16 protein-coding genes are annotated in these 21,978 nt (G+C 65.9%); 14 read left to right on the top strand and 2 right to left on the bottom strand.

Annotated features, from left to right (window positions below; all coding sequences use genetic code 11):
- Position 1: 1 nt before the first annotated feature.
- The 12 genes from pheT (at position 2) to G394_RS0101925 (ending at position 17,901) form a co-directional block, all read left to right on the top strand.
- A complete protein-coding gene (pheT, locus tag G394_RS0101980; RefSeq protein ID WP_028576212.1) occupies positions 2–2,383 on the top strand; it encodes a phenylalanine--tRNA ligase subunit beta in 2,382 nt (793 codons plus the stop codon).
- Between the two features lie 24 nt (positions 2,384–2,407).
- Complete coding sequence (locus tag G394_RS0101975) at positions 2,408–2,734, top strand: MerR family transcriptional regulator (protein WP_028576211.1); 327 nt, start codon at positions 2,408–2,410, stop codon at positions 2,732–2,734.
- Between the two features lie 140 nt (positions 2,735–2,874).
- Positions 2,875–3,345, top strand: a complete 471-nt coding sequence (locus tag G394_RS0101970) for a PilZ domain-containing protein (protein WP_028576210.1) — start codon at positions 2,875–2,877, stop codon at positions 3,343–3,345.
- 28 nt (positions 3,346–3,373) lie between these two features.
- Positions 3,374–5,254, top strand: coding sequence for a GspE/PulE family protein (locus G394_RS0101965; RefSeq protein WP_028576209.1), 1,881 nt, complete (start codon positions 3,374–3,376; stop codon positions 5,252–5,254).
- Entirely contained in the window at positions 5,255–6,100 is an 846-nt protein-coding gene (locus tag G394_RS0101960; protein WP_028576208.1) for an HDOD domain-containing protein, read from the top strand. It abuts the gene before it with no gap.
- 42 nt (positions 6,101–6,142) lie between these two features.
- Positions 6,143–7,324: a pyridoxal phosphate-dependent aminotransferase gene (locus G394_RS0101955; RefSeq protein WP_028576207.1), complete on the top strand. Its 1,182-nt coding sequence runs from the start codon at positions 6,143–6,145 to the stop codon at positions 7,322–7,324.
- Between the two features lie 13 nt (positions 7,325–7,337).
- A complete protein-coding gene (gene pgi / locus G394_RS0101950; RefSeq protein ID WP_028576206.1) occupies positions 7,338–8,963 on the top strand; it encodes a glucose-6-phosphate isomerase in 1,626 nt (541 codons plus the stop codon).
- A gap of 88 nt (positions 8,964–9,051) precedes the next feature.
- Positions 9,052–10,488, top strand: a complete 1,437-nt coding sequence (locus G394_RS0101945) for an ATP-binding protein (RefSeq protein WP_028576205.1) — start codon at positions 9,052–9,054, stop codon at positions 10,486–10,488.
- An 11-nt stretch (positions 10,489–10,499) separates the two neighbouring features.
- Complete coding sequence (locus G394_RS0101940; RefSeq protein WP_028576204.1) at positions 10,500–11,876, top strand: sigma-54-dependent transcriptional regulator; 1,377 nt, start codon at positions 10,500–10,502, stop codon at positions 11,874–11,876.
- A gap of 281 nt (positions 11,877–12,157) precedes the next feature.
- Positions 12,158–15,085 carry a DEAD/DEAH box helicase gene (locus tag G394_RS0101935; protein WP_028576203.1) on the top strand — a complete coding sequence of 976 codons (2,928 nt, stop codon included), beginning with the start codon at positions 12,158–12,160 and terminating at the stop codon, positions 15,083–15,085.
- Between the two features lie 71 nt (positions 15,086–15,156).
- Positions 15,157–16,359, top strand: a complete 1,203-nt coding sequence (locus G394_RS0101930) for an HlyD family secretion protein (protein WP_028576202.1) — start codon at positions 15,157–15,159, stop codon at positions 16,357–16,359.
- A gap of 3 nt (positions 16,360–16,362) precedes the next feature.
- Entirely contained in the window at positions 16,363–17,901 is a 1,539-nt protein-coding gene (locus G394_RS0101925) for a DHA2 family efflux MFS transporter permease subunit (RefSeq protein WP_028576201.1), read from the top strand.
- A gap of 203 nt (positions 17,902–18,104) precedes the next feature.
- Here G394_RS0101925 and G394_RS0101920 read toward each other — a convergent pair whose 3' ends face one another.
- A complete protein-coding gene (locus tag G394_RS0101920) occupies positions 18,105–18,287 on the bottom strand; it encodes a ferredoxin (protein WP_028576200.1) in 183 nt (60 codons plus the stop codon).
- 140 nt (positions 18,288–18,427) lie between these two features.
- On the opposite strand from G394_RS0101920, the gene G394_RS0101915 reads away from it, so the two are divergent.
- Together G394_RS0101915 and G394_RS0101910 are read left to right on the top strand one after the other, a co-directional pair.
- Positions 18,428–19,279 carry an OmpA/MotB family protein gene (locus tag G394_RS0101915; RefSeq protein ID WP_169725518.1) on the top strand — a complete coding sequence of 284 codons (852 nt, stop codon included), beginning with the start codon at positions 18,428–18,430 and terminating at the stop codon, positions 19,277–19,279.
- Positions 19,279–20,136 carry a motility protein A gene (locus G394_RS0101910; protein WP_028576198.1) on the top strand — a complete coding sequence of 286 codons (858 nt, stop codon included), beginning with the start codon at positions 19,279–19,281 and terminating at the stop codon, positions 20,134–20,136. Before G394_RS0101915 ends, G394_RS0101910 begins: the two co-directional genes overlap by 1 nt.
- Before the next feature lie 72 nt (positions 20,137–20,208).
- On the opposite strand, the gene G394_RS0101905 is transcribed toward G394_RS0101910, so the two are convergent.
- Positions 20,209–21,969: an aldehyde ferredoxin oxidoreductase family protein gene (locus tag G394_RS0101905; protein WP_028576197.1), complete on the bottom strand. Its 1,761-nt coding sequence runs from the start codon at positions 21,967–21,969 to the stop codon at positions 20,209–20,211.
- Positions 21,970–21,978: the final 9 nt, after the last annotated feature.

Below are 21,978 nucleotides of genomic sequence, written 5' to 3'. Positions count from 1 at the left end.
CATGCTTTTGAGTCTCAACTGGTTGCGGGAATTCGTGCCCTACACGGGCGACGCCCAAACGCTGGCCGACCGGCTGACCATGCTCGGCCTCGAGGTCGAGGAGATCGGCCACCCCTTCGCCGCCCTGGAGAAGATCGTGGTCGGCTTTGTCGCCGAGTGCGCGGCGCATCCTTCCTCTGACCACCTCTCGGTCTGCAGGGTCGACATCGGAACGGGCGAACTGCTCGACATCGTCTGCGGCGCGCCCAACGTGGCAGCGGGCCAGAAGGTGCCCGTTGCGCCCGTGGGCACGATCATGCCCGGCGGCCTGGAGATCAAGAAGGCCAAGCTGCGCGGCCAGACCTCGTGCGGCATGATCTGCTCCGAGCGCGAGATGGGCCTGGGCGAGAACCATGATGGCATCATGGTCCTGGACGCCGACCTGGCCGTGGGCACGCCCATCTGCGAGGCCCTGGGCCTGGACCGGACCGTTCTCGACGTGAGCATCACGCCCAACCGCGCCGACTGCCTCTCGGTTCTCGGCCTGGCCCGCGAAGTGGCGGCCGCCTTCGGCCTGCCCCTGTCCGTGCCGCAGACGGAGCTGACCGAGGGCGGCGACGCCTTCGAGAATTTCCGCATCGAACCCGACCCGGCCCTGTGCCCCCTGTACCAGGCCCGGCTCATCCGCGGCGTGAAGATCGGGCCGAGCCCGGCCTGGCTGCGCTACCGGCTCATCGCCGTGGGCCTGCGGCCCATCAACAACATCGTCGACGTGACCAACTACGTCATGATGGAGTGCGGCCAGCCCCTGCACGCCTTTGACCGCGACCTGCTGCGCGGCGCCCGCATCCGCGTCGGCCTGGCCGAGGACGGCATGCGCCTGATAACCCTCGACGGCCAGGAGCGCCTGCTTACGGGCCGCGACCTGCTCATCTGGGACGACGAGCGCCCGGTGGCGCTGGCCGGGGTCATGGGCGGGGCCAACTCCGAGATCGGCGACGGCAGCACCACGGTCCTGCTGGAGAGCGCGGTCTTCGACCCGGCCTCCATCCGCAAGACGGCCCGCAGGCTGGGCCTGTCCAGCGACGCCTCCTACCGTTTCGAGCGCGGGGTGGACCAGATTGGCAACACCCACGCCATGAACCGCGCGGCCGCGCTCATGGCCGCGGTCTCGGGCGGCGTCGTGGCCCCAGGCGTGGCCAAGGCCGAGCCCAGTCCCTATGCGGCGCGCGTCATCAATTTCTCCCCGGCCAAGGCCACGAAACTTCTGGGCGTGGACATGGCTCCGGGCTTCTGCCGCGAGACCCTGGCCAGCCTGGGCTGCGCCATCGACGAGGGCGAACCGTGGAAGGTCACGGCCCCGTCCTTCCGCCTGGACCTGGAGCGTGAGGTGGACCTCATCGAGGAGGTGGCCCGCGTCTACGGCATGGACCGCATCGAAGCCGTGCTGCCCACGGTCAAGAAGAGCCTCCGGGACCTGGACAAGGCCGACCCGACGTTTGCCTTCCTGAACCAGGTCAAGGAGTGGGGACGCGGCATCGGCCTGGCCGAGGTCGTCAACTACAGCTTCGTCGGCACGGCCGACCTGGACCGCTGCGGCTTGCCGGCCGAGGGACGCGTGCACATCTTCAACCCCTTGAGCGAGGAGATGAACGTCCTGCGCACGGAACTGGCCCCGGGGCTGCTGGGCTCCCTGCGCCAGAACATGAGCCAGGACAATACGCGCATCCGCATCTTCGAGGTGGCCCACACCTTTGTCCAGGACCCGGACAGCGACACCCTGACCCGCGAGAACAATCGCCTGGCCATCCTGCTGCACGGCGGCCGTTTCCCGGCCCGTTACCCGTATCCCGAAGGGGGCCTGGGCTACGAGGACGTGAAGGGCCTGGTGGAGCACCTGCTCATGAGCCTTGGCGTGGGCGCGGCCGCCTTCGAGCGCGGCGGCGAGCATCCCTATCTGGCGCCGGAGGTGCTGGTCCGGACGGGCGAAACGACCGTCGGCCGGCTCGGACGGATCCGCGAGGACCTGGCCGACGCCTATCAGGCCAGGGGCGAGGTCTGGTTCGCGGACCTTGATCTCGATTTGCTCATGAGCCTGCGCCGCAGCGCCGCGTTCCGGGCCATCCCGAGATTCCCGGTCGTGCGTCGCGACATGACTCTCGTCGCGGCGCCAGGCCTTGCAATCGGCGCGGTAGTTGATACGGTCAAGGCAATGAACGAGCCCCTGCTCGAGGACGTCTACCTTGTGGACATCTTCACTCCCGCGGGGAGCGAGGAGCGCAACCTGTCCTATCGGTTCGTTTTCCGCCACCCGGAGCGGACCCTGAAGGACAAGGAAGTGGAGAAAATCAACCAACGCATCGGCCAGCATCTGGTCGCAAAGCTGCCTGTCCGCTTTTCCTGACAGGCCCTGCGGCCAGGAGGGAACGTGCTCAGACCCGTAACGCCCGCCGCGGAAAAACGCCTGCGCATCGGCCAGGTCGCCAGACATCTTGGCGTCGAGCCCTATGTGCTGCGCTTCTGGGAGGAGGAGTTCCCCCAGCTCCAGGCCGCCCGGACGACCAAGGGCCAGCGGTATTACACCGAGGAGCATGTCCGCCTGCTGGAGAAGATCCGCCACCTGCTCTACGTTGAGAAGCTGACCATCAAGGGCGCCCGGCAGAAGCTGGAGGGCGCCGAGGCGGTTCATGTCCCGCTGGAAGCCATCCGGCGCGAGCTGGAGGACATCCGGCGCCTGCTCATCCGAAAACCCTGATCTGTCGCCAGGTCGGGGTTTTTTTGCGATGCGGGCGCAAGGCGGCCGGCCTTTACATGCTGGAGTTCAGACCGTAGCATGTTCATATATCTGTCACATTTCGGCCGGGTTGACTGCGAAGACGGGAACAAGGGGAGGCCATGGACAAAGTATATGCCGACAAGCAGGGAAAGGCTGTTTTCCAGTGTCCGGAGTGCGGGTTCAAAACGGCCTTCGATGCTTCCAGCTACCGCGAGAAAGACAGCCGCATCAAGATCAAGTGCCGTTGCGGCGTGAGTGTTCCCGTTCTCATCGAATTCCGTGCGTATTATCGCCGACCGGTTGCCCTGTCCGGCTGGTGCCATGTGCACAGGACCGAGGAGCTTCTGGAGATTCGCGTCAACGACCTGTCCATGAGCGGCCTGTCCTTTACCGCCGAGGGCGGTACAGGCGAGAGCCCGGCCGAGCTTGAAGTCGGCGACGCCCTCACGGTGCAGTTTCGGTTGGACCGTCCTCCGCACGATCTGATACAGAGGCGTGGTGAGGTGCGCAATATCAGGGAGACCGCCGTCGGAGTGCGATTCTCCAAAAGCGAATACGACAAGGAACTGGGTTTCTACCTTTTACGCTGAAGCGCCGGGAGCGTGACGGGCGGCGGACATGAATCTGGATAACGGCAACGGACAGGCTTTCAACCCCATCATCTCGCTTCTTGTCCGCGAAGGGTTCCTGAGCGAGCAACAGGCGGACTATGCGCGACGCGTGGCCTCCAGGCTGCATATGGCCAAGCCGTTGTCCGAAGTGGTGCTCGAGCTCGGCTATGTCACGGACGAGCAGATGCGCCAGACCATCCGCCGCAACCAGGGCGAGCTGCGCATCGGCGACCTGCTGGGCGGGCTCGGCTATCTGACCGACGAGGAACTGGACCGCGCCTTGGCCTTGCAGGCCCAGGAGGGGCGCCAGCAGAAGCTCGGCGACATTCTCATCCAACATAAATTTCTGGCCGACGACAAGCTGACGGAAATCCTGGCCCTGCAGCTCGGGCTGCCGGTTTTGGAGCTGACGGCCAAGGAGCCCGACCCCGGCCTGCTCGGGCGCGGGCCGGTGGAGTATTACGAGCAGTACCGCTTCGTGCCCTACGACATGCAGACGGACGGCTCCATCCGCATCGCCTTTGTCGATCCTCTGGACCCGCGCAGCCTGGACGCGGCGCGGGACTATTTCGGCAAGAACATCGTCGTGTGCATCACCCGGGTCAGCCAGCTCGACGAGATCCTGGCCAAGCGCAAGGAAGAGCTGCGCCTGGGCGCGGCCTCGGACCAGGGACGCCTCAACGTCGTCGAAATCGCCAACACCATCGTGCTGGCCGCCTTCAAGCGCGGAGCCAGCGACATCCACGTCGAGCCCATGTCCGACCGTCTGCGCGTGCGCTTCCGCGTCGACGGGGTCATGGTCAATTTCCGCGATTACCCCATCGGCGTGGTCGCGTCCCTGGTCAGCCGCTTCAAGATCATGTGCGGCGCCGACATCGCCGAAAAGCGCCGCCACCAGGACGGCCGGCTCATCTTCAACCATATGGGCGTGCAGATCGACCTGCGCATGTCCTTCTACGTCACGGTCTACGGCGAACAGATCGTCATGCGCCTGCTCAAGAGCCAGGAGGAACTCCTGCCCATGCACGAGCTGGGCATGCTGCCGGGCATGCTGAACCGTTTCATGGAGGAGGCCCTCGACGCGCCTTCGGGCGTGATCATGGTCACGGGCCCCACGGGCTCGGGCAAGTCGACGACGGTCTACAGCTGCATCAACTACCTGAACCGCCCCGACGTGAGCATCATCACGGCCGAAGACCCCGTGGAGTACAAGGTGCGCGGCATCGGCCAGTGCTCCATCATGCCCTCCATCGGCCTGACCTTCGAGGAGACCCTCAAGCACATTGTCCGCCAGGACCCGGACATCGTGGTCATCGGCGAGGTCCGCGACCATTTTTCGGCCGTCATGTGCATCCAGACCGCCCTGACCGGCCACAAGGTCCTGACGACCTTCCATACCGAGGACAGCATCGGAGCCTTGGTGCGCTTGCTTGATATGGACATCGAGCCATTTCTGGTGTCCTCGACCCTGTCCTGCGTTCTGGCGCAGCGTCTCGTGCGCAAGGTCTGCCCGCACTGCGCCGTGCCCTATCAGCCCGACCTGAGCCAGCTCAGGCGCATCGGGTGCACATACGGCGACCTGGCCGGGGCGGAGTTCCGCAAGGGCCGGGGGTGCGCCGCCTGCCGGCACAGCGGCTACAAGGGCCGGCTCGCCGTGTACGAAATGCTCATCCCCGAAGTATTCATCCGCGACGCGGTCCTGCAGCGCAGGACAACCCATGAACTCCGGGAGATCAGCCTGGAGAAGGCCGGCCTGGTCTCCCTGCTCGAAGACGGCATCACCAAGGCCGCTCTCGGGATCACCACCGTGGACGAAATCCTGCGGACCCTGCCGCGCGTGCACAAGCCTCGGCCCCTGGTCGAGCTGCGCCGCATACTCGGAGCGTAAATGTTCGAAATAGCATCCATTCACGACCGCGTCCGGGAATTCCTGGACGAGCCGGGGAGCGACCTCCCCGTTTTCGATCGCACGGCGCTGCTCGTCCATCAGGAGGCGTCCAGGGAGGACCCGGACACGGACAAGGTCGTGAACCTCATCATCCAGGACCAGGTGCTGGTGGCCGAGGTCCTCAAGGTCGCCAACTCCTCGTTTTTCCGCGGCATCAAGAAGATCAGCCGCATCCAGGACGCCGTGGTCCGCATCGGCCTGCGGGAGGTGGTCAACTGCGTCATGATGGCCACGCAGCGCAAGAACTACGCGTCGCGCAATCCCTTCGTGCAGCAGTACACCAGCACCCTCTGGAGGCACTCCGTGGCCTGCGCCTTCGGCGCCCAGTGGCTGGCCAAGCGCTGCGGCTACGAGGACCTCGCGCCCGAAGCCTTCATCGCCGGGCTTATCCACGACGTGGGAAAACTCCTGGTGCTCAAGGCCCTGGTCTCCGTCGGCGAGAAGGACCGAGGCGCCCCCCGCATCACCAGGACGGCGGCCGATGAGTTCGTTGACGCCATGCACCCCGAATGCGGCTTCCTGCTGCTCGAAAAATGGAATCTGCCGGAGCCCTACTGCGTGGTCTGCCGCGACCATCACCGCCAGGACTACGACACGTCGAACCTTCTGCTCGTCCTTGTCAGGCTGTCCAACCTCGTCTGCATGAAGCTCGGCATCGGCCTGCGGCAGGACCCCGGCCTGATCCTGGTGACGTGCAGCGAAGCCGGACTGCTGGGCCTGACCGACATTACCCTGGCCGAACTCGAGATCGCCGTGGAAGACCACGTCGCCAAAACGGAAATCTAACACCAACCCAATCATCCGTCTCAAAGAGGAGACCCGACGACCATGAAACTGGCGCAACGCATCACCAGCATCAAGCCTTCCGCGACCCTGACCATCAACACCAAGGCCCAGGAGTTGCGCGCCGCCGGTCGGCAGATCGTCAGCCTGGCCGTCGGCGAGCCCGACTTTCGCACACCCGAGCACGTCTGCGAAGCGGCGCGTCAGGCCATGGAGCAGGGCTTCACCCGCTATACCCCGGTACCGGGCATCCCCGAACTGCGCACGGCCGTGGCCGGGTATTTCGGCACATTCTACGGCGTGGACGCGGCCATGGACAACGTGGTCGTGACCAACGGCGGCAAGCAGAGCCTCTACAACCTGTTCCAGGTGCTCCTCGACCCTGGCGACGAGGTCATCGTCCCGGCCCCCTACTGGGTCAGCTATCCGGCCCTGGTGCAGCTGGCAGACGGCGTGCCGGTCTTCGTCGCCACGGAGCCGCAGAACGACTTCCTGGTCAGCGTGGAGCAGCTGGAGGCGGCCCGCACGCCGCGCACGCGCTGCCTGATCATGAACACCCCGTCCAACCCCACGGGCTGCCATTACACGCAGGAGCAGCTCGACGCCATCGCGGCCTGGGCCGTGGACAGGGGCATCTTCGTCATCGCCGACGAAATCTATGACCAGCTGGTCTACGCCCCGGCCAAGCCCGCCTCCCTGGCGCCGTGGTGGCAGCGGCATCCCGAGAGTTTCGCCGTGGTCAACGGCCTGGCCAAGAGCTTCGCCATGACCGGCTGGCGCGTGGGCTACACCCTGGCCCACGCCGATCTGATCAAGGCCATGACCAAGATTCAGGGCCAGTCCACCTCCAACATCTGCTCCATCGCCCAGAAGGCCGCCCTGGCCGCGCTGACGGGCGGCTGGGAATGCCTAACGCCCATGCTCGCGGCCTTCGTGCGCCGCCGCGACCTCGGCCTGGCCAAGGTCCTGGCCTGGGGCGACGTGATCTGCCCCAAGCCGGCCGGCGCCTTTTACCTGTTCCCGCAGGTGGACGCCTACTACACGCCCGAAGTGCCGGATTCGACCGCGCTGTGCGGCCTGCTGCTGGACAGGGCCGGCGTGGCCCTAGTCCCCGGCGCGGCTTTCGGCGACGACCGTTGCATCCGCATTTCCTACGCCCTGGACGACGAGACCCTGTCCGACTGCCTGGACAAGGTCGGCCAGGTGCTCCACGACCTGAAGAAATAACCGGAGGTGCCCCGTGATCGATCAGACCGCCCCCTGGAAAGCGCTTGCCGACCATGTGTCCGAAGTACCGAACCTGCGGGAGCTCTTTGATCGGGACCCGGGGCGCTTCGAGCGGTTTTCCGTTTCTGGCGCCGGAATCTTCCTGGACTATTCCAAGAACCTGATCACCGAGAAGACCGTCTCCCTCCTGCTGGAGCTGGCCCGCGAGGCCGATGTGGCCGGACGGATGCGGGCCATGTTCGCCGGGGAGCGCATCAACTCGACCGAGAACCGGGCCGTGCTGCACACCGCCCTGCGCAGACGTGCCGATGAACCCCTCATCCTTGACGGCGTCGACGTGGTCGGCGAGGTGCACGCGGTGCTCGGGCAGATGGACGCCTTCACGCGGCGCGTGCGGTCCGGGGAGTGGAAGGGGTACACGGGCGGGCGCATCACCGACGTGGTCAACATCGGCATCGGCGGGTCGGACCTGGGCCCCTGCATGGTCACCGAGGCCCTGGGCTTCTACCGGCACAAGGACATGCGTTTTCATTTCGTGTCCAACATCGACGGCACGCACATCGCCCGCGTGCTCGAGTCGGTGCGGCCGGAATCGACCCTCTTCATCATCGCCTCCAAGACCTTCACCACCCAGGAAACCCTGACCAACGCCCACACGGCACGCGCCTGGTTTCTGGACTCCGGGGCGGGGGAGGGCGACGTGGCCAGGCATTTCGTGGCGCTGTCGACCAACGAGAAGGCCGTCACGACCTTCGGCATCGACCCGGCCAACATGTTCGCCTTCTGGGACTGGGTCGGCGGGCGCTATTCCCTGTGGTCCTGCATCGGCCTGTCCATCGCCCTGGCCGTAGGCATGGACAATTTCCGCGAGCTGCTGGCCGGGGCGCGGGACATGGACGAGCACTTCCGTACGGCCCCCTTCGAGCGGAACATCCCGGTCCTGCTGGCCATGCTCGGCGTGTGGTACCGCAACTTCCTGGGCTTCGAGTCCCACGCCATACTGCCCTACGACCAGTACCTGTCGAGGCTGCCCGCCTATATGCAGCAGGCCGACATGGAAAGTAACGGCAAGGGCGTGACCCGGAGCGGCCAGCCCGTGACCTGCGCCACCGGTCCCATCCTCTGGGGCGAGCCCGGCACCAACGGCCAGCACGCCTTCTACCAGCTCCTGCATCAGGGCACGACCGTGGTGCCCTGCGACTTCCTGGCCGCGGTCAACCCGCTGCACGACATCGGCGAGCACCACACCATCCTGCTGGCCAACTTCCTGGCTCAGACCGAGGCCCTCATGCGTGGGCGGACCCTTGAGGAGGCCGAAAGGGAGCTGTCCTCCCTGCCGCCGGACAAGCGGGCGGCCCTGGCCCCACACAAGGTCTTCCCCGGCAACCGCCCGACCAACTCCATCCTCTACGACCGCCTGACCCCGCGCGCCCTGGGCAGCCTCATCGCCATGTACGAGCACAAGATCTTTGTGCAGGGCAGCGTGTGGGGCGTCAACTCCTACGACCAGATGGGCGTGGAACTCGGCAAGCAGCTGGCCGGGGTCATCCTGCCGGAGCTGCAGGGCAAGGGCGCGGCAACGCACGACTCGTCCACCAGCGGCCTCCTCCGCTACTGCCTTGACCGGCGCAGGGCCTAGGCCCTATCGTCGGTGAAACACGCGGGGCTTCGGCCCCGCTCCCCGTGCGGGGCAGCGCGCCCGTCCACATTTTGCACCCGGCCACAGCATGAAGCTCAACCCCTTTCGCGTCGATCCGGCCCATCCCTTTCAGTTGGTCAAGTTCCTGTCCATCAGCACCCTGGTGCTGATCCTGGGTTCGAGCAGCCTCATGTCGGTATTCATGACCAACTACGCCAAGAGGGCGCTGCTGAAGAAGAACACGGCCTTTGCCCAACTCCTGGCCGAAAACCTGAACCACCAGATCTACCGCCGCTTCACCCTGCCCGTGGTGCTCGGCTTCGGCCGGGTGGAGCTCAAGCGCAAGGACCAGTACGAGCGGCTGGAGCAGGTCATCGAGTCGACCATCCATTCCTTCCACGTCCGCGAGCTGCGCATCTTCGACGAGCAGAGCGAGGTGGCCTACAGCACCGACGCGAACCAGATCGGCAATACCGACATGGGCGGCAAGGAGGTGCGCGAGGCCATCGAGAAGGGCGAGCGCAGCTTCGTGCTGCAGAACAACCTGAACGTATGGGATGTCGTTTTCGCCTTCGACCTGCAGCCCGGGGACGTGGTCCTGCGCACGGTCCATCCCCTGCGCGCCGAGCGGGACCTGCGCTTTCGCGACCAGCCCGGGCCGCTCCTGGGCGTGCTCGAGTTCACCCAGGACATCACCAGCGACTACGAGACCGTCCTGCACCTGCAGCGCCTCATCATCCTGACCACCTTCCTCGGTTCGGCGGCCCTCTACGCCCTGATCTTCTTTCTCATCCGCAAGGCCGACCGCGTGCTCGACGAGCGCCTGCGGGACAAGGAACGTCTGGAGAAGGAGCTGCAGCAGAACGAGAAGCTCGCGTCCATGGGACGCATGGTCGCCAGCATCGCCCACGAGATCCGCAACCCCCTAGGCATCATCCGCAGCAGCGCGGAGCTGCTCCTCAAGCGCGAAAAGGCCCAGGGCGGAGGCAACGCGAGCATTCTGGAGGCCATCTTCCACGAGTCCAAGCGCCTGAGCCAGACGGTCAACGACTTCCTCGACTACGCGCGGCCCAGGCAGCCGTCCCTGGAGGACGTGGATCTGGAGAAGGTCATCCGCCATGCCGTGGGCTTCCTGACCCAGGAAGGGCAGGAGCACGGCGTCAGCGTGGAGAGCACGCTGCCTCCGGGCTACATGGTCCAGGGGGACCGGGACCTTTTGTACCGGGGCTTCTACAATCTCATCAGCAACGCCATTCAGGCCTGCGACGGGGGCGGGCGGGTCGGCATCGCGCCCGTGTGCCACGACGGCCAGACCGGCGTGCTGATCCGGGACACGGGGCCCGGCTTTGACGCCAAGCAGCTCGAACGCTACATCGAACCCTTCTTCACGACCAAGGAGACGGGGACAGGCCTGGGACTGGCCATCACCAACTCCATATTCCAGATTCACGGCGCGGAGCTGACCCTGCGCAACGGCGAGAACGGAGGCGCGGAAGCCCTCGTGGTCTTTTCCGAGCCGTGCTAGGACACATTCCCATGGGTAATCACATCCTCATCATCGACGACGAAAAGAACTATCTGCTCATCCTGGAGGCCATCCTGCAGGAGGAGGGCTACACCGTCACGGCCCTGTCCGATCCGGTCATGGCCATGACCTATCTCGACGAGTCCGAGGTGGACGTGGTCATCACGGACATGAAGATGCCCGGCATGACCGGCCAGGAGGTCCTGGAGTCCGTGCGCAAGCGCCACTCGCACATCCCGGTCATGATCATGACGGCCTTCGGCACCATCGACCGGGCCGTGGAAGCCATGAAGAGCGGGGCTTTCGACTACATCACCAAGCCCTTCGCCAACGACGAGATCCTGCTTTCGGTGCGCAAGGCCCTGAAGCTGTCCCACGCCGAGCGCCAGAACCGGCTGTTGCGCGAGAGCCTGGCCGAGAAGTTCGGCAAGGAGACCATCATCGGCAACTCCAAGGCCATCCAGGACGTGCTGGCCCTGGCCGGCAAGGTGGCGCCGACGCGCAGCACCGTGCTCATCACCGGCGAGTCCGGCACGGGCAAGGAGCTGGTGGCCCGCGCCATCCACATCGCCTCGGACCGCAAGGACATGCCCTTCGTGTCCGTCAACTGCATGTCCCTGAACCCCGGCGTGCTGGAAAGCGAGCTCTTCGGCCACGAGAAGGGCTCCTTCACCGGCGCCATGGCCCTGAAGCGCGGCCGTTTCGAGCTGGCACAGGGTGGAACCCTGTTCCTGGACGAAATCGGCGAACTCTCCCTGGAGATGCAGGTCAAGCTCCTGCGCGTGCTGCAGGAGCGGGTCATCGAGCGCGTCGGCGGCACCGAGACCATCGCCGTCGATTTCCGCCTGGTGGCCGCCACCAACAAGAACCTGCAGGACGAGATCGCGGCCGGCAAGTTTCGCGAGGACCTTTTCTACCGACTGAACGTGGTCAACATCCACCTGCCGCCCCTGCGCGAGCGGCGCGAGGACATCCCCATCCTGGCCAGCCATTTCCTGCGCAAGTTCTCCCTGGAGAACAACCGCGTGGTGCACGGCTTCACCCCTGGGGCCGTCGACTATCTCTCGGCCTACGAGTGGCCGGGCAACGTGCGCCAACTGGAGAACGTCATCGAACGGTGCGTGGTCCTGTCCAGCCGCGACGTCATCGACGTCGAGGACCTGCCGCCGGAACTGCGTGACGAGGAGACGCAGTTCAAGAGCGCCGTGGACCTCCTGCCGCTGAAGATCAACCTGTCCGAGACCCTGGAGAAGATCGAGGCCGCGCTCATCCGCCGGGCCATGGTCCATTCGGGCTTCGTGCAGGTCAAGACGGCGGAGATGCTCGACGTGTCCAAGAGCCTGCTGCAGTACAAGCTCAAGAAGTACAAGATCGCAGCCAAGAACTGAGATGCCTTGTAGGTTTCGAAGTATGCTGGCGCGGTATGGACAGAAGGGCGGTCGTGGCTCGAAAGGCCTGGATTCCCGCCTGCGCGGGAATGACCCCGAGGCAGGGCGGCCATCCGGCTTTATTCCTCGAGCCCTGGATGATGTCTCGTCGTGTCGCCCTGTCGATGCGTCATTTCCGCGCAGGCGGGAATCCATCTTTTATCCTCGATGAACGCAAGTGATGCCACGGTGAAGGAAATTTTCCACCAACCAGGGTTTCCGATGTCCTCATCGGAGCGAGCATGACCGAGGCCACCGTCGCGGATCTCCTGGCCCTGGTGGAGCAGACGCCCTGGCTGTCCGTGGACATCGCCGGGCGGCGCTTCTTTCCGGGCCGAGAGCCGCGCTTCGGCACGCCCGGGCGTCCCTGGCCAGCCCCGCTGCGCCGGGGGCTCGACCTCATGGGCGTGGGCGAACTCTACGAGCACCAGGTCCGGGCCACGGATCTGGTGCGCTCGGGCCGCCACGCCGTGGTGGCCACGCCCACGGCCAGCGGCAAGTCCCTGATCTACAACCTGCCCGTGCTCGAGGCCTGTCACGCCGACCGCTCGGCGCGGGCGCTGTACCTCTTCCCCCTCAAGGCCCTGGCCCAGGACCAGCGCCGGGCCCTGGACGCCCTGGCCGCGAGCCTCTTCCCCACGCCGACCTCGGCCATCTACGACGGCGACACCCCGTCCTCCCAGCGCACCCGCATCCGGCAGAACCCGCCGAACATCCTCTTCACCAACCCGGACATGCTCCATCTGGGCATCCTGCCGAGTCACGAGCGCTGGGCCGGGTTCTTCGCGAACCTCCGCTTCGTGGTCGTGGACGAGGTGCACACCTACCGCGGCGTCATGGGCTCGCACATGGCCTGGGTCTTCCGCCGCCTGGTGCGCATCTGCCGTCTGTATGGCGCCGCGCCGACCTTCGTCTGCTCGTCCGCTACCATCGCCAACCCAGAGGAACTGGCCGCAAGCCTGACGGGCCTGCCCATGACCGCCGTCCTGGAGGGCACGGCCGCAGCCCCGCCCAGGCACATGCTCCTGATCAACGGCGTGGACGGCGCCGCCCGCAAGGCCATCGGCCTGCTGCAGGAGTCCATGCGCCTGGGCTTGCGGACCATCGTCTACTGCAAGTCCCGGCGCATGACCGAACTCATCGCCCTGTGGACGTCCCAGCGTGAGGCGGGCGAGCAGGAACGTATTTCCGCCTACCGCGCCGGCTTTCTTCCCGAGGAACGCCGCGAGATCGAGGCCCGGCTCTCCTCGGGCGACCTGCTGGCCGTGGTCTCGACCAGCGCCCTGGAACTGGGCATCGACATCGGCGGCCTCGATGTCTGCATTCTGGTCGGCTATCCCGGCTCCATCATGGCCACCCTGCAGCGTTCGGGACGTGTCGGCCGCGGCGGGCGCGAAGCCGCGACCTTCCTCATCGGCCACGAGGACGCCCTGGACCAGTATTTCATGCACCACCCCGACGAGTTCTTCGCCATGACGCCCGAGCGGGCCGTCATCAACCCCGGCAACCCCGTCATCGCCGCCCGCCATCTCCAATGCGCCGCGGCCGAGGCGTCCCTGCACCAGAGCGATCCCCTGGCCCTGGAGAACCCGGCTCTGGTCGCCGGCCTCGTTCGCAGAGGTGAACTGCTGCAGAGCCGCGACGGCCAGGAGTACTTCTCCGCGGCCAGACAGCCCCACCGCGGCGTGGCCCTGCGCGGCACTGGCTCGACCCTGGCCATCCTGGACATGGACAGCGGCGAGCGCATCGGCCTGGTGGACCGCTTCCGGGCCGTGTTCGAGACCCACCCCGGCGCCGTCTACCTGCACCGCGGCGCGACCTACGTCGTCGCCGACCTGGATCTGCAGACCGGCATGGCCCGGGCCCGACGGGTCAAGGTCTCCTGGTACACGCGGGTGCGGCACGAGAAGTCCACGGAGATCATCCGCATCGACGCCTCACGACCCGTGTTCGGGGCCATGGTTTATCTCGGGGAGCTCCGGGTCACGGACCAGGTCACGGGCTACGACCGCATCGGCGTGCGCGGCGGTCGTAACCTCGGCACCGTGCCCTTGGACATGGACCCCCTCGTCTTCGTCACGCGCGGCGTGTGGATCGCCATCCCGGAGACCGTGCGGCGACAGGTCGAGGCGGAGATGGCCCACTTCATGGGCGGCATCCACGCCCTGGAGCACGCCGCCATCGGCATGATGCCGCTTCTGGTCATGACCGACCGCAGCGACCTCGGCGGCATCTCCATCCCCTTTCACCCCCAGGTCGGCAGCGCGGCCGTGTTCATCTACGACGGGTTGCCCGGCGGCTGCGGCCTGGCCGACCAGGCCTACGCCGCCTTCGAGACCCTGCTGCACAGGACCTTGCAGGTCATCCGCGACTGCGGGTGCGAAAACGGCTGTCCCTCCTGCGTGCACTCGCCCAAGTGCGGCTCCGGGAACAGGCCCATCGCCAAGGGCGCGGCCTTGCGGGTGCTGGAGGGGGTGATGGCCGGTCCGGCGCCGGTGGGCGGGGTGGGGGAGATGCCTCCGGCGGCCGGGGGGCATGATGCCCCCCGGACCCCCCCAGTAGGGTTGGGGGATGAAGATAGCGGGGATGTGCGTGTGCAGGGGGCTAGGCTGCCGGAGGGGTTTCGGTTTGCGGTGCTGGATCTGGAGACCAGGAGATCGGCCCAGGAGGTCGGGGGATGGCACCGGGCGGACCTCATGGGCGTGAGCTGCGTGGTCGTGTACGATTCCGGCACGGAGTCCTTCCGGGATTACCTGCAGGAGGACGTGCCGCGGCTGGTGGGCGATCTGGTCGAGTTCGACCTGGTGGTCGGCTTCAACATCGCGCGCTTCGACTACGCGGTCCTGCGGGGCTTGAGCCGTTTCGACTTCGCCTCCCTGCCCACCCTGGACATCCTGGGGGACATTCACGCCACCCTCGGCTACCGCCTGTCCTTGGACCACCTCTCCCGCGAGACCCTCGGCGCGGCCAAGAGCGCCAGCGGCACCCAGGCCCTGACCTGGTGGAAGGAGGGACGCATCGACGACATCGTCGCCTACTGCCGCCAGGACGTGGCCGTGACCCGAGACCTGTTCCTCTACGGGCTGCGCCACGGTCATCTGCTGTTTCGCAACAAGGCCGAAAAGACCGTGCGCGTGCCGGTGGACTGGGGTCGGCTCGCTGGCCGTTGATGCGGGGGCTTGCCAAAGGCGGCCGGGACGGTTTACCGCGCTTGTGCTCCAAATTTCGGGAGGAGAAATCCATGACCACCGCCAATGACGCGGGCCCGGCCAACGCCAGGCCGGGCCGCAAGAGAATGATCCTTCTGGCCGTCCTGGCCCTCGTGGCCGGGTTCGGGCTCGTGCAGTACGTTCGCGGCATGGGCAAGGTGTCCACGGACGACGCCTTTGTCGACGGCCGCATCTACCAGATCACCCCGCGAGTCGCCGGCTACATCGTGCAGGACCTGGTAGAGGACAACCAACTGGTGGAGGAGGGACAGCCGCTGCTGACCCTCGACCCCGTCGGCTACGAGGTGGCCGTGGCCCAGGCCCGGGCCGATCTGGCCGCGGCCGAGGCGCAGCTGGCGTCCTTGCGCAAGGGCGTGCCCCTACAGAAGAACCAGACGGAATTTCAGGTCGCCGGAGCCCGGGCCCAGCTGGAAAGCCTGATGAAGAGCCTGGACCAGGCAAGGCTGGAGGAGGCCGCGGCCGGACAGCTGGTGTTGCAGGCCGAGGCCGAACTGCGCAACGCGGAACTGAATTTTACCCGCCTGTCCGAATTGCGGGCCGGCGGGATCATCGCCCAATCGGCCCTGGATGAGGCGCAGACGGCTCTCGACGCCGCCCGCGCCCGGACCGGAGCCGCCCGCGACAGGGCCCAGGCCGCGGGGCGCAACCTGGCGTCCCTGGGCGAGAATGTGGCCCGCCTGCAGGCCAACATCGATCTGGCCCGGACTGGGCATGACGTGGCCGACATCAAGGACCTCGAAGTGGCGGCCCAGCAGGCCCGCGTGGAACTGGCCCGGGAGAGGGTGCGCAAGGCGGAGCTCGATCTGGGCTACACCCGCATCCTGGCCCCGGCCAAGGGCCACGTCACCAAAAAGAAGATCCAGGCCGGCCAGCTGGTGGACGCCGGCCAGCCCCTCATGGCCCTTGTCCCTCTGGACCCGGGCGAACTTTGGGTCACGGCCAATTTCAAGGAGACCCAGTTGGCCAGGGTGCGTCCGGGACAGAAGGTCGACCTGGAGGTCGACACCTTTCCCGGAAGGGAGTTCACGGGGCGCGTCGAATCGGTCATGGCCGGCACGGGCGCCGTCTTCTCCCTGTTCCCGCCCGAGAACGCCATGGGCAACTACGTCAAGGTCGTGCAGCGCATTCCGGTCAAGATCGCCCTGGACCCGGTCAACGGGACGCAGCAGTTGCGCCTGGGCATGAGCGTCGTCCCGACCATCCACCTGGATTAGGCCATGGCCGACGAACGCGTCACGGGCAAGTGGCTGGTGACCCTGAGCGTCATGATCCCGACGCTCCTGGAGATCCTCGACACGTCCATCGCCAACGTGGCCCTGGGGCATATCCAGGGCTCCCTGTCCGCCGGGCAGGACGAGGTGACGTGGGTCCTGACCTCGTATCTCGTGGCCAACGCCGTGGTCATCCCCATGAGCGGCTGGCTGTCCAGGGTCATGGGGCGCAAGAACTACCTCATGGCCTCGGTCACGGTCTTCACCGTGGCGTCCATGTTGTGCGGCCTGGCCAGGAGCCTGGAGGCCCTGGTCTTCTTCCGCATCGTCCAGGGTCTCGGCGGCGGCGGGCTGCAGCCCATGTCTCAGGCCATCCTGCTCGAAACCTTCCCGCCGCGCCAACGCGGTCTGGCCATGGCCATCTTCGCCATGGGCGCGGTCCTGGGCCCCATCCTCGGGCCGCTTCTGGGCGGATACATCACGGACAACTATTCCTGGATCTGGATTTTCTACATCAACGTGCCCCTGGGCATCGTCGCGCTGATGATGTGCTGGGCCTTCATTTTCGACCCGCCGTACCTGCAGCGCCGGGAATCGGGGGAAACGGTCGATTTCATGGGCCTGGCGCTGTTGTCCGTGGGCCTGGGCTGTCTGCAGGTGGTGCTGGACAAGGGGCAGGGCGACGACTGGTTCGCCTCGAACCACATCGTCGTCATGAGCGTCGTGGCCGCGGTCTGCCTGATCAGCCTGGTGTGGTGGGAATTGCGGCACCCGAACCCCATCGTCGACCTGCGCATCTTCCGCCAGCGCAACTTCGCCGCGGGCAACGTGGTCATGTTCTTCGGGTTTTTCGCCTTTTTCGGGTCCATCGTGCTGCTGCCCATGTTCCTGCAGAATCTCATGGGCTACACGTCCTATCTGGCGGGGCTGGTGCTGGGCCCCAGCGGAGCCATCATGCTTGTCCTGCTGCCTTTCGTCGGCAAGATGACGGAGCGGATCGACGCCAGGTTCTTGCTCTGCTTCGGGTTGACGGTCTCGGGCCTGTCGCTCGTCTTCATGTCGCACTTCACGCTGCAGATCGACATCGGCACGGCCATTTTGGGGCGCAACATTCAGGCCATCGGCATCGCCTTCTTCTTCGTGCCCCTGTCCTTCCTGACCATGTCCTCCCTTTCGCGGGCGAGCATGAATAACGCCTCGGCCCTCTTCAGTCTGCTGCGCAACCTCGGCGGCTCTTTCGGCACGGCCTTCGTGACCACGCTCCTGGCCAGGCGGGCCCAGATTCACCAGAGCCATCTCGTGGAGCACCTCACCCCCTACGACCCCGCCTTCACCCAAGCCCGCGACGCGCTGCAACACTACATGGGCCTCGACCCCATCGAGGCCGCGGGTCTCATCTACCGTTCCATGCAGCAGCAGGCCGGTTATATGGCCTACGTCGACGTCTTTCATGTCCAGGCCATGCTCTTCTTCGGCCTGGCCGTCTTCATGTGGATCTTGCGCCGTCCCGATCACGGCGGGCACATGCCCGAAGGCGTGCACTAGCCGGCTTGCGGCAGGAAGACCGCGCGGACGCGCGTGTCGGAAATGTCGCCGCAGTTCGGGACGGCCTGTGCCATGCGGAGAGTTTTCAAGGCCTGAGTGGCCCGCAGTCTGCAGGTATTTCACCCGCATAAAGCGCAAGCATGTGTTGCGGACATGAAAAAGGGGAGCCTCGCTCCCCTTTGCCTTGAGAAGGAAAAGCCGGGTTATTCCTTGCTGATGGCCGAAACCGGGCAACCGTCGATGGCGTCCTGCACGCAGTCGGCGTTGGAATCCGGGGCCTTGACCATGGCCTTTTCCTCGCCGTCCATCATGGCGAAGACTTCCGGGCAAAGCTCGACACAGGTTTCGCAGCCGATGCATTCATCGTGATCGATAACAATAGCCATGTTTCCTCCAGGTTGGGGTTGACGTTTAGTTCAATTCATACAGGCTTTGAACTGTCCCCGCAAGCCGGAACGTATTTCGCGGGTCTTTCTCGGTGAGAAGGTTTGGCATGGATTTGGCTCAGTCCCGGGCGGAGGAATCCATGCGAGAACCAACACCAGAGAACATTCGAGACATCTCGGCACGGCTGGCGCGGCCCGAGTCGGAGCGGCAGCCCGGTGGAGGCTGGGAGCCGCGCTTGGGCGACGGGAGCCTGGCTGGTCAACAGTTTGACATCTTTGCCCGCGAGCCCCGGCCCAAAGCGGCCGCATGGGTCGTCTGCTGGTCGGACCTGATGATGACCATGTTCATCATGTTCGCCGCGCTCTACGCCTTCCAGACGCCGAAAATCCAGTTTAAGTCGGTAACGGACCTGCCCGTCCGGGTCGAAGGGGGCGGGGAGTTGCCCCTGCCCGCGCCGCCGGTCGAGTCCATGTTGGGCCGCATCCATGACCGCGTCCGCGACATGATCGAGCGCTCCCGCTTGGACGGGGCCGTGACCGTGCAGCTCGTGCCCGAAAAGTCCCTGCACGTGACCCTGGCCGGGGATTTCCTCTTCGGACCCGGCGGCGCTGCGCTGCGGCCCGACGTCAAAAGTGCGCTGCTCGAACTTGCCGCCATCTTGCGCAGTGCGCCCCACGCCATGGCCGTGGTCGGCCATGCCGCGCCGGGGGAAGCGGGCGGCGACTTCGCCGCGCCGTGGCGGCTTTCTTCGGCCAGGGCCATGGAGGTGGCAATGTTTCTGGTCACGGACGCCGGCTTTCCTCCGGAACGGCTTCTCGTGACCGCCTACGGGGACCAGCGTCCTGTGCAGGCAGGCGACGCTGCGCAGCGCAGTCGGCGGGTCGAGTTGGTGCTCAGCGCCGAGATCCCGACGGACCCGCTGCCTTCGGCCGTGGAAGGCGGCGAAGGCGGTTTCCGGCGCTGGGTGGCGTCATCCGGGGGAGGGCGGTGATGGATCGGAAATCCTTTTTTGGTCTTGTGCTCTGTGGTGCGGTTTTCGTCGCCGGATTCGCCATCAGCGGGAATGTGGCCCAATACTTCAACCTGGCCGCCATCTTCGTGGTGGCCGGGGGGACGCTTGGCGTGGCCATCGCCAGCTTTCGCATGCAGCGGCTGCAGTATGTCGCCAGGGTGCTGCGCAACTCGTACCGGGCGCGGATGAAGGAGCCGGCGGAGATCGTCGAGATTCTCGTGGACCTTTCGGTCAAGAGCCGCATCCGGGGCCTGCACACCCTGGCCGAAGACGAGCGCGAGACGTCCATCATGTTCCTGCGCCGCGCCTTGGGTTTCGTCGTGGACAACTACTCCCGGGAGCAGACCGCGGACATCCTGAACACGGAAATGTTCTTCTTCAAGCAGCGCCGCGACGAATCCGAGCGCGTGCTGCGGGTGCTGGCCGAGGTCTGCCCGGCCATCGGCCTGGCCGGGAGCGTGGTCGGCCTCATCGGCATGCTCTCGGGCGTAAACGACACGAGCGTCGTCCTGTCGACCATACCCATCGCCCTGACCTCGACCCTCTACGGCGTGCTCCTGGCCAATTTCGTCTTCCTGCCCATGGCGGCGCGCATCCGTGAGGTCACGGACCACGAGCTGCTGCTGCAGAAGATCATCGTCGAAGGCGTACGCGCCATCCAGAGCGAGCTGAACCCGCGGGTGCTCGAGGTCAAGCTCAAGTCCTTCCTCACCCCCGCCGCCCGCCAGGGCCAGCTCGTGTCCCTGGCGCGCATCAAGGAGCGTTTCCAGATCGAGGACCGGGTGGAGGACATGCCCGCCATGCCGACACCCGAGGAGATCGGGGTGGCGTTGTAAGCGGAAGGGCGGAAACGGAAACATTCCCGCCTCCGCCCTGTCCGGCTTGAGCCGCCTCGGGATGTCCAGGCGTCACGTGCCAGGTGCGCCGTCCTTCCATCCTCGGGCCTGGTAGTATTCTTCGACCATGTCCGACACCTCCCGCCTGGTGATGGCCGCCCCCGTTTCGGGCAGCGGGTGCTCGGTGAGGAAGAGCGGGAGTTCGTCGTCCTTGCGGGTCAGCCCTTCGCGGATGTTGAACCGCCTGGTGTCATCGGCCACGGCCGAGGCCATGCGGACCATTTCCGCTTCGTCCAGATCCAGCCCCGTCAGGCACTTCGTGATGGTTGCCAGTTCCCCCCACTGGTACAAATCCCTGTAGAACCGGCAGAGGATCAGCATGTCAAAGTAGGTCAGGCGATCCTCCCATACCTTGAAAACACCCGCCTTGCCCGTGGTTGTTTGGGGATCGACCATGCCTGAGAGCTCCGGCTTGTAGAACGTCGCCCGCAGGTGGCAGGCGCCGCGGTCCGAGGTGGCGTAGGCCAGTCCCATGCCTTTCAGGGCGCGCGGGTCGTACCCGGCCGGTTCGAGCCCTTTGACATGGACGCTCACGTCCTCCATGCCCCAGACTTGGGCCGCATGGCGGATGCCCTGACCCAGCGTCGCCCCGATTCCCCGTCCGGCAGCGATGTCCCGGAGCAGTCCCGCCACGCCTTCGACATCCCCGTAGTCGAGTTTCAGGTCGATACGTCCCCGGCGCGAGGCCTCGATGGCCAGGCCGGCAAGGTTGCCGGAAGTGATGGTGTCCATCCCCAGCCGGTCGCAGAGGTCGTTGAGGTAGATGATGTCTTCGATGTCCCTGATTTCGCAGAGTCCGCCGAAGGCATAGATGGTTTCGTACTCGGGCCCCTCCACGGTCAGCCCGGCGCGCGGCCCCTCCTTGACGGTCGAGAGCCTGCCGCAGGCCATCAGGCACTTGGCGCAGGCCTTGGGGGTAACGTCGCAGCGGGTGTGCAGCGCCGTGCTGTTGATGCCGTCCCGATGGTCAACGCGCCCGCGCTGCCAATATCTGGACGGAAAGGCGCCGGCCTCGTTCAGCAGGTCGACCAGGCCGGTGGTGCCGACCTTCCTGTAAACCTGCACCCCCTTGTCCTCCTTGGCCCTTGCCGTGATGGAGCGGGAGAATTCCTTGAGCAGCACCGAATCGGCGACACTCCTGCGTGCCCGGCCGTGGAAGGCGACGGCCTTGACCATCTTGGCGCCGAGAACCGTGCCGACCCCGGTTCGCCCGGCGCTGCGCCAGTAATCGTTTTCGACGACCGCGAAGCGCACCAGATTTTCGGCCGCCGGGCCGATGACCACCGGGCCGCATTTTTCCGCGCAGGCCTCCATGACTTTTGTCCTGACGGCGTCTTCCGTGGCGAATGTGTCGAGTCCCCAGAGGTCGTCGGCGGGGAGGACGCGCACGTCCGTATCGCTGATGTCGATCCAGACGGGCGATTGCGCCGCGCCTTTGATGATGACGATGTCGTAGCCGGCCGCGTCCATGAATTCCGGGGTGTGGCCTCCGCTGTAGGACTCGGAGTACAGGCCGGTCTGGGGGGATTTGGTGTACACGCCGTAGCGTGAAGACCCCCAGATCGCGCTCCCCGTGATCGGCCCCGTGGCGAAGATGATGGCGTTGTCGGGACCCAGAGGGTCGCAGCCAGGAGCCGTTTCTTCCAGCAGATAGTGGGTGGCGAGGCCCTTCCCGCCGAGAGTCCGGGCGAGCAGGACGTCATCGATGGCGAAGACGTCGTGCCTTCCCGTGCCGAGGTTGATCCGCAGGCCGCGATTGTAAAACCCGTGCATGTGCTCCTC

It is taken from the genome of Desulfomicrobium escambiense DSM 10707 (genome assembly GCF_000428825.1).
GTDB lineage: Bacteria > Desulfobacterota > Desulfovibrionia > Desulfovibrionales > Desulfomicrobiaceae > Desulfomicrobium > Desulfomicrobium escambiense.
This window is presented reverse-complemented; position numbering and strand designations above follow the sequence as displayed.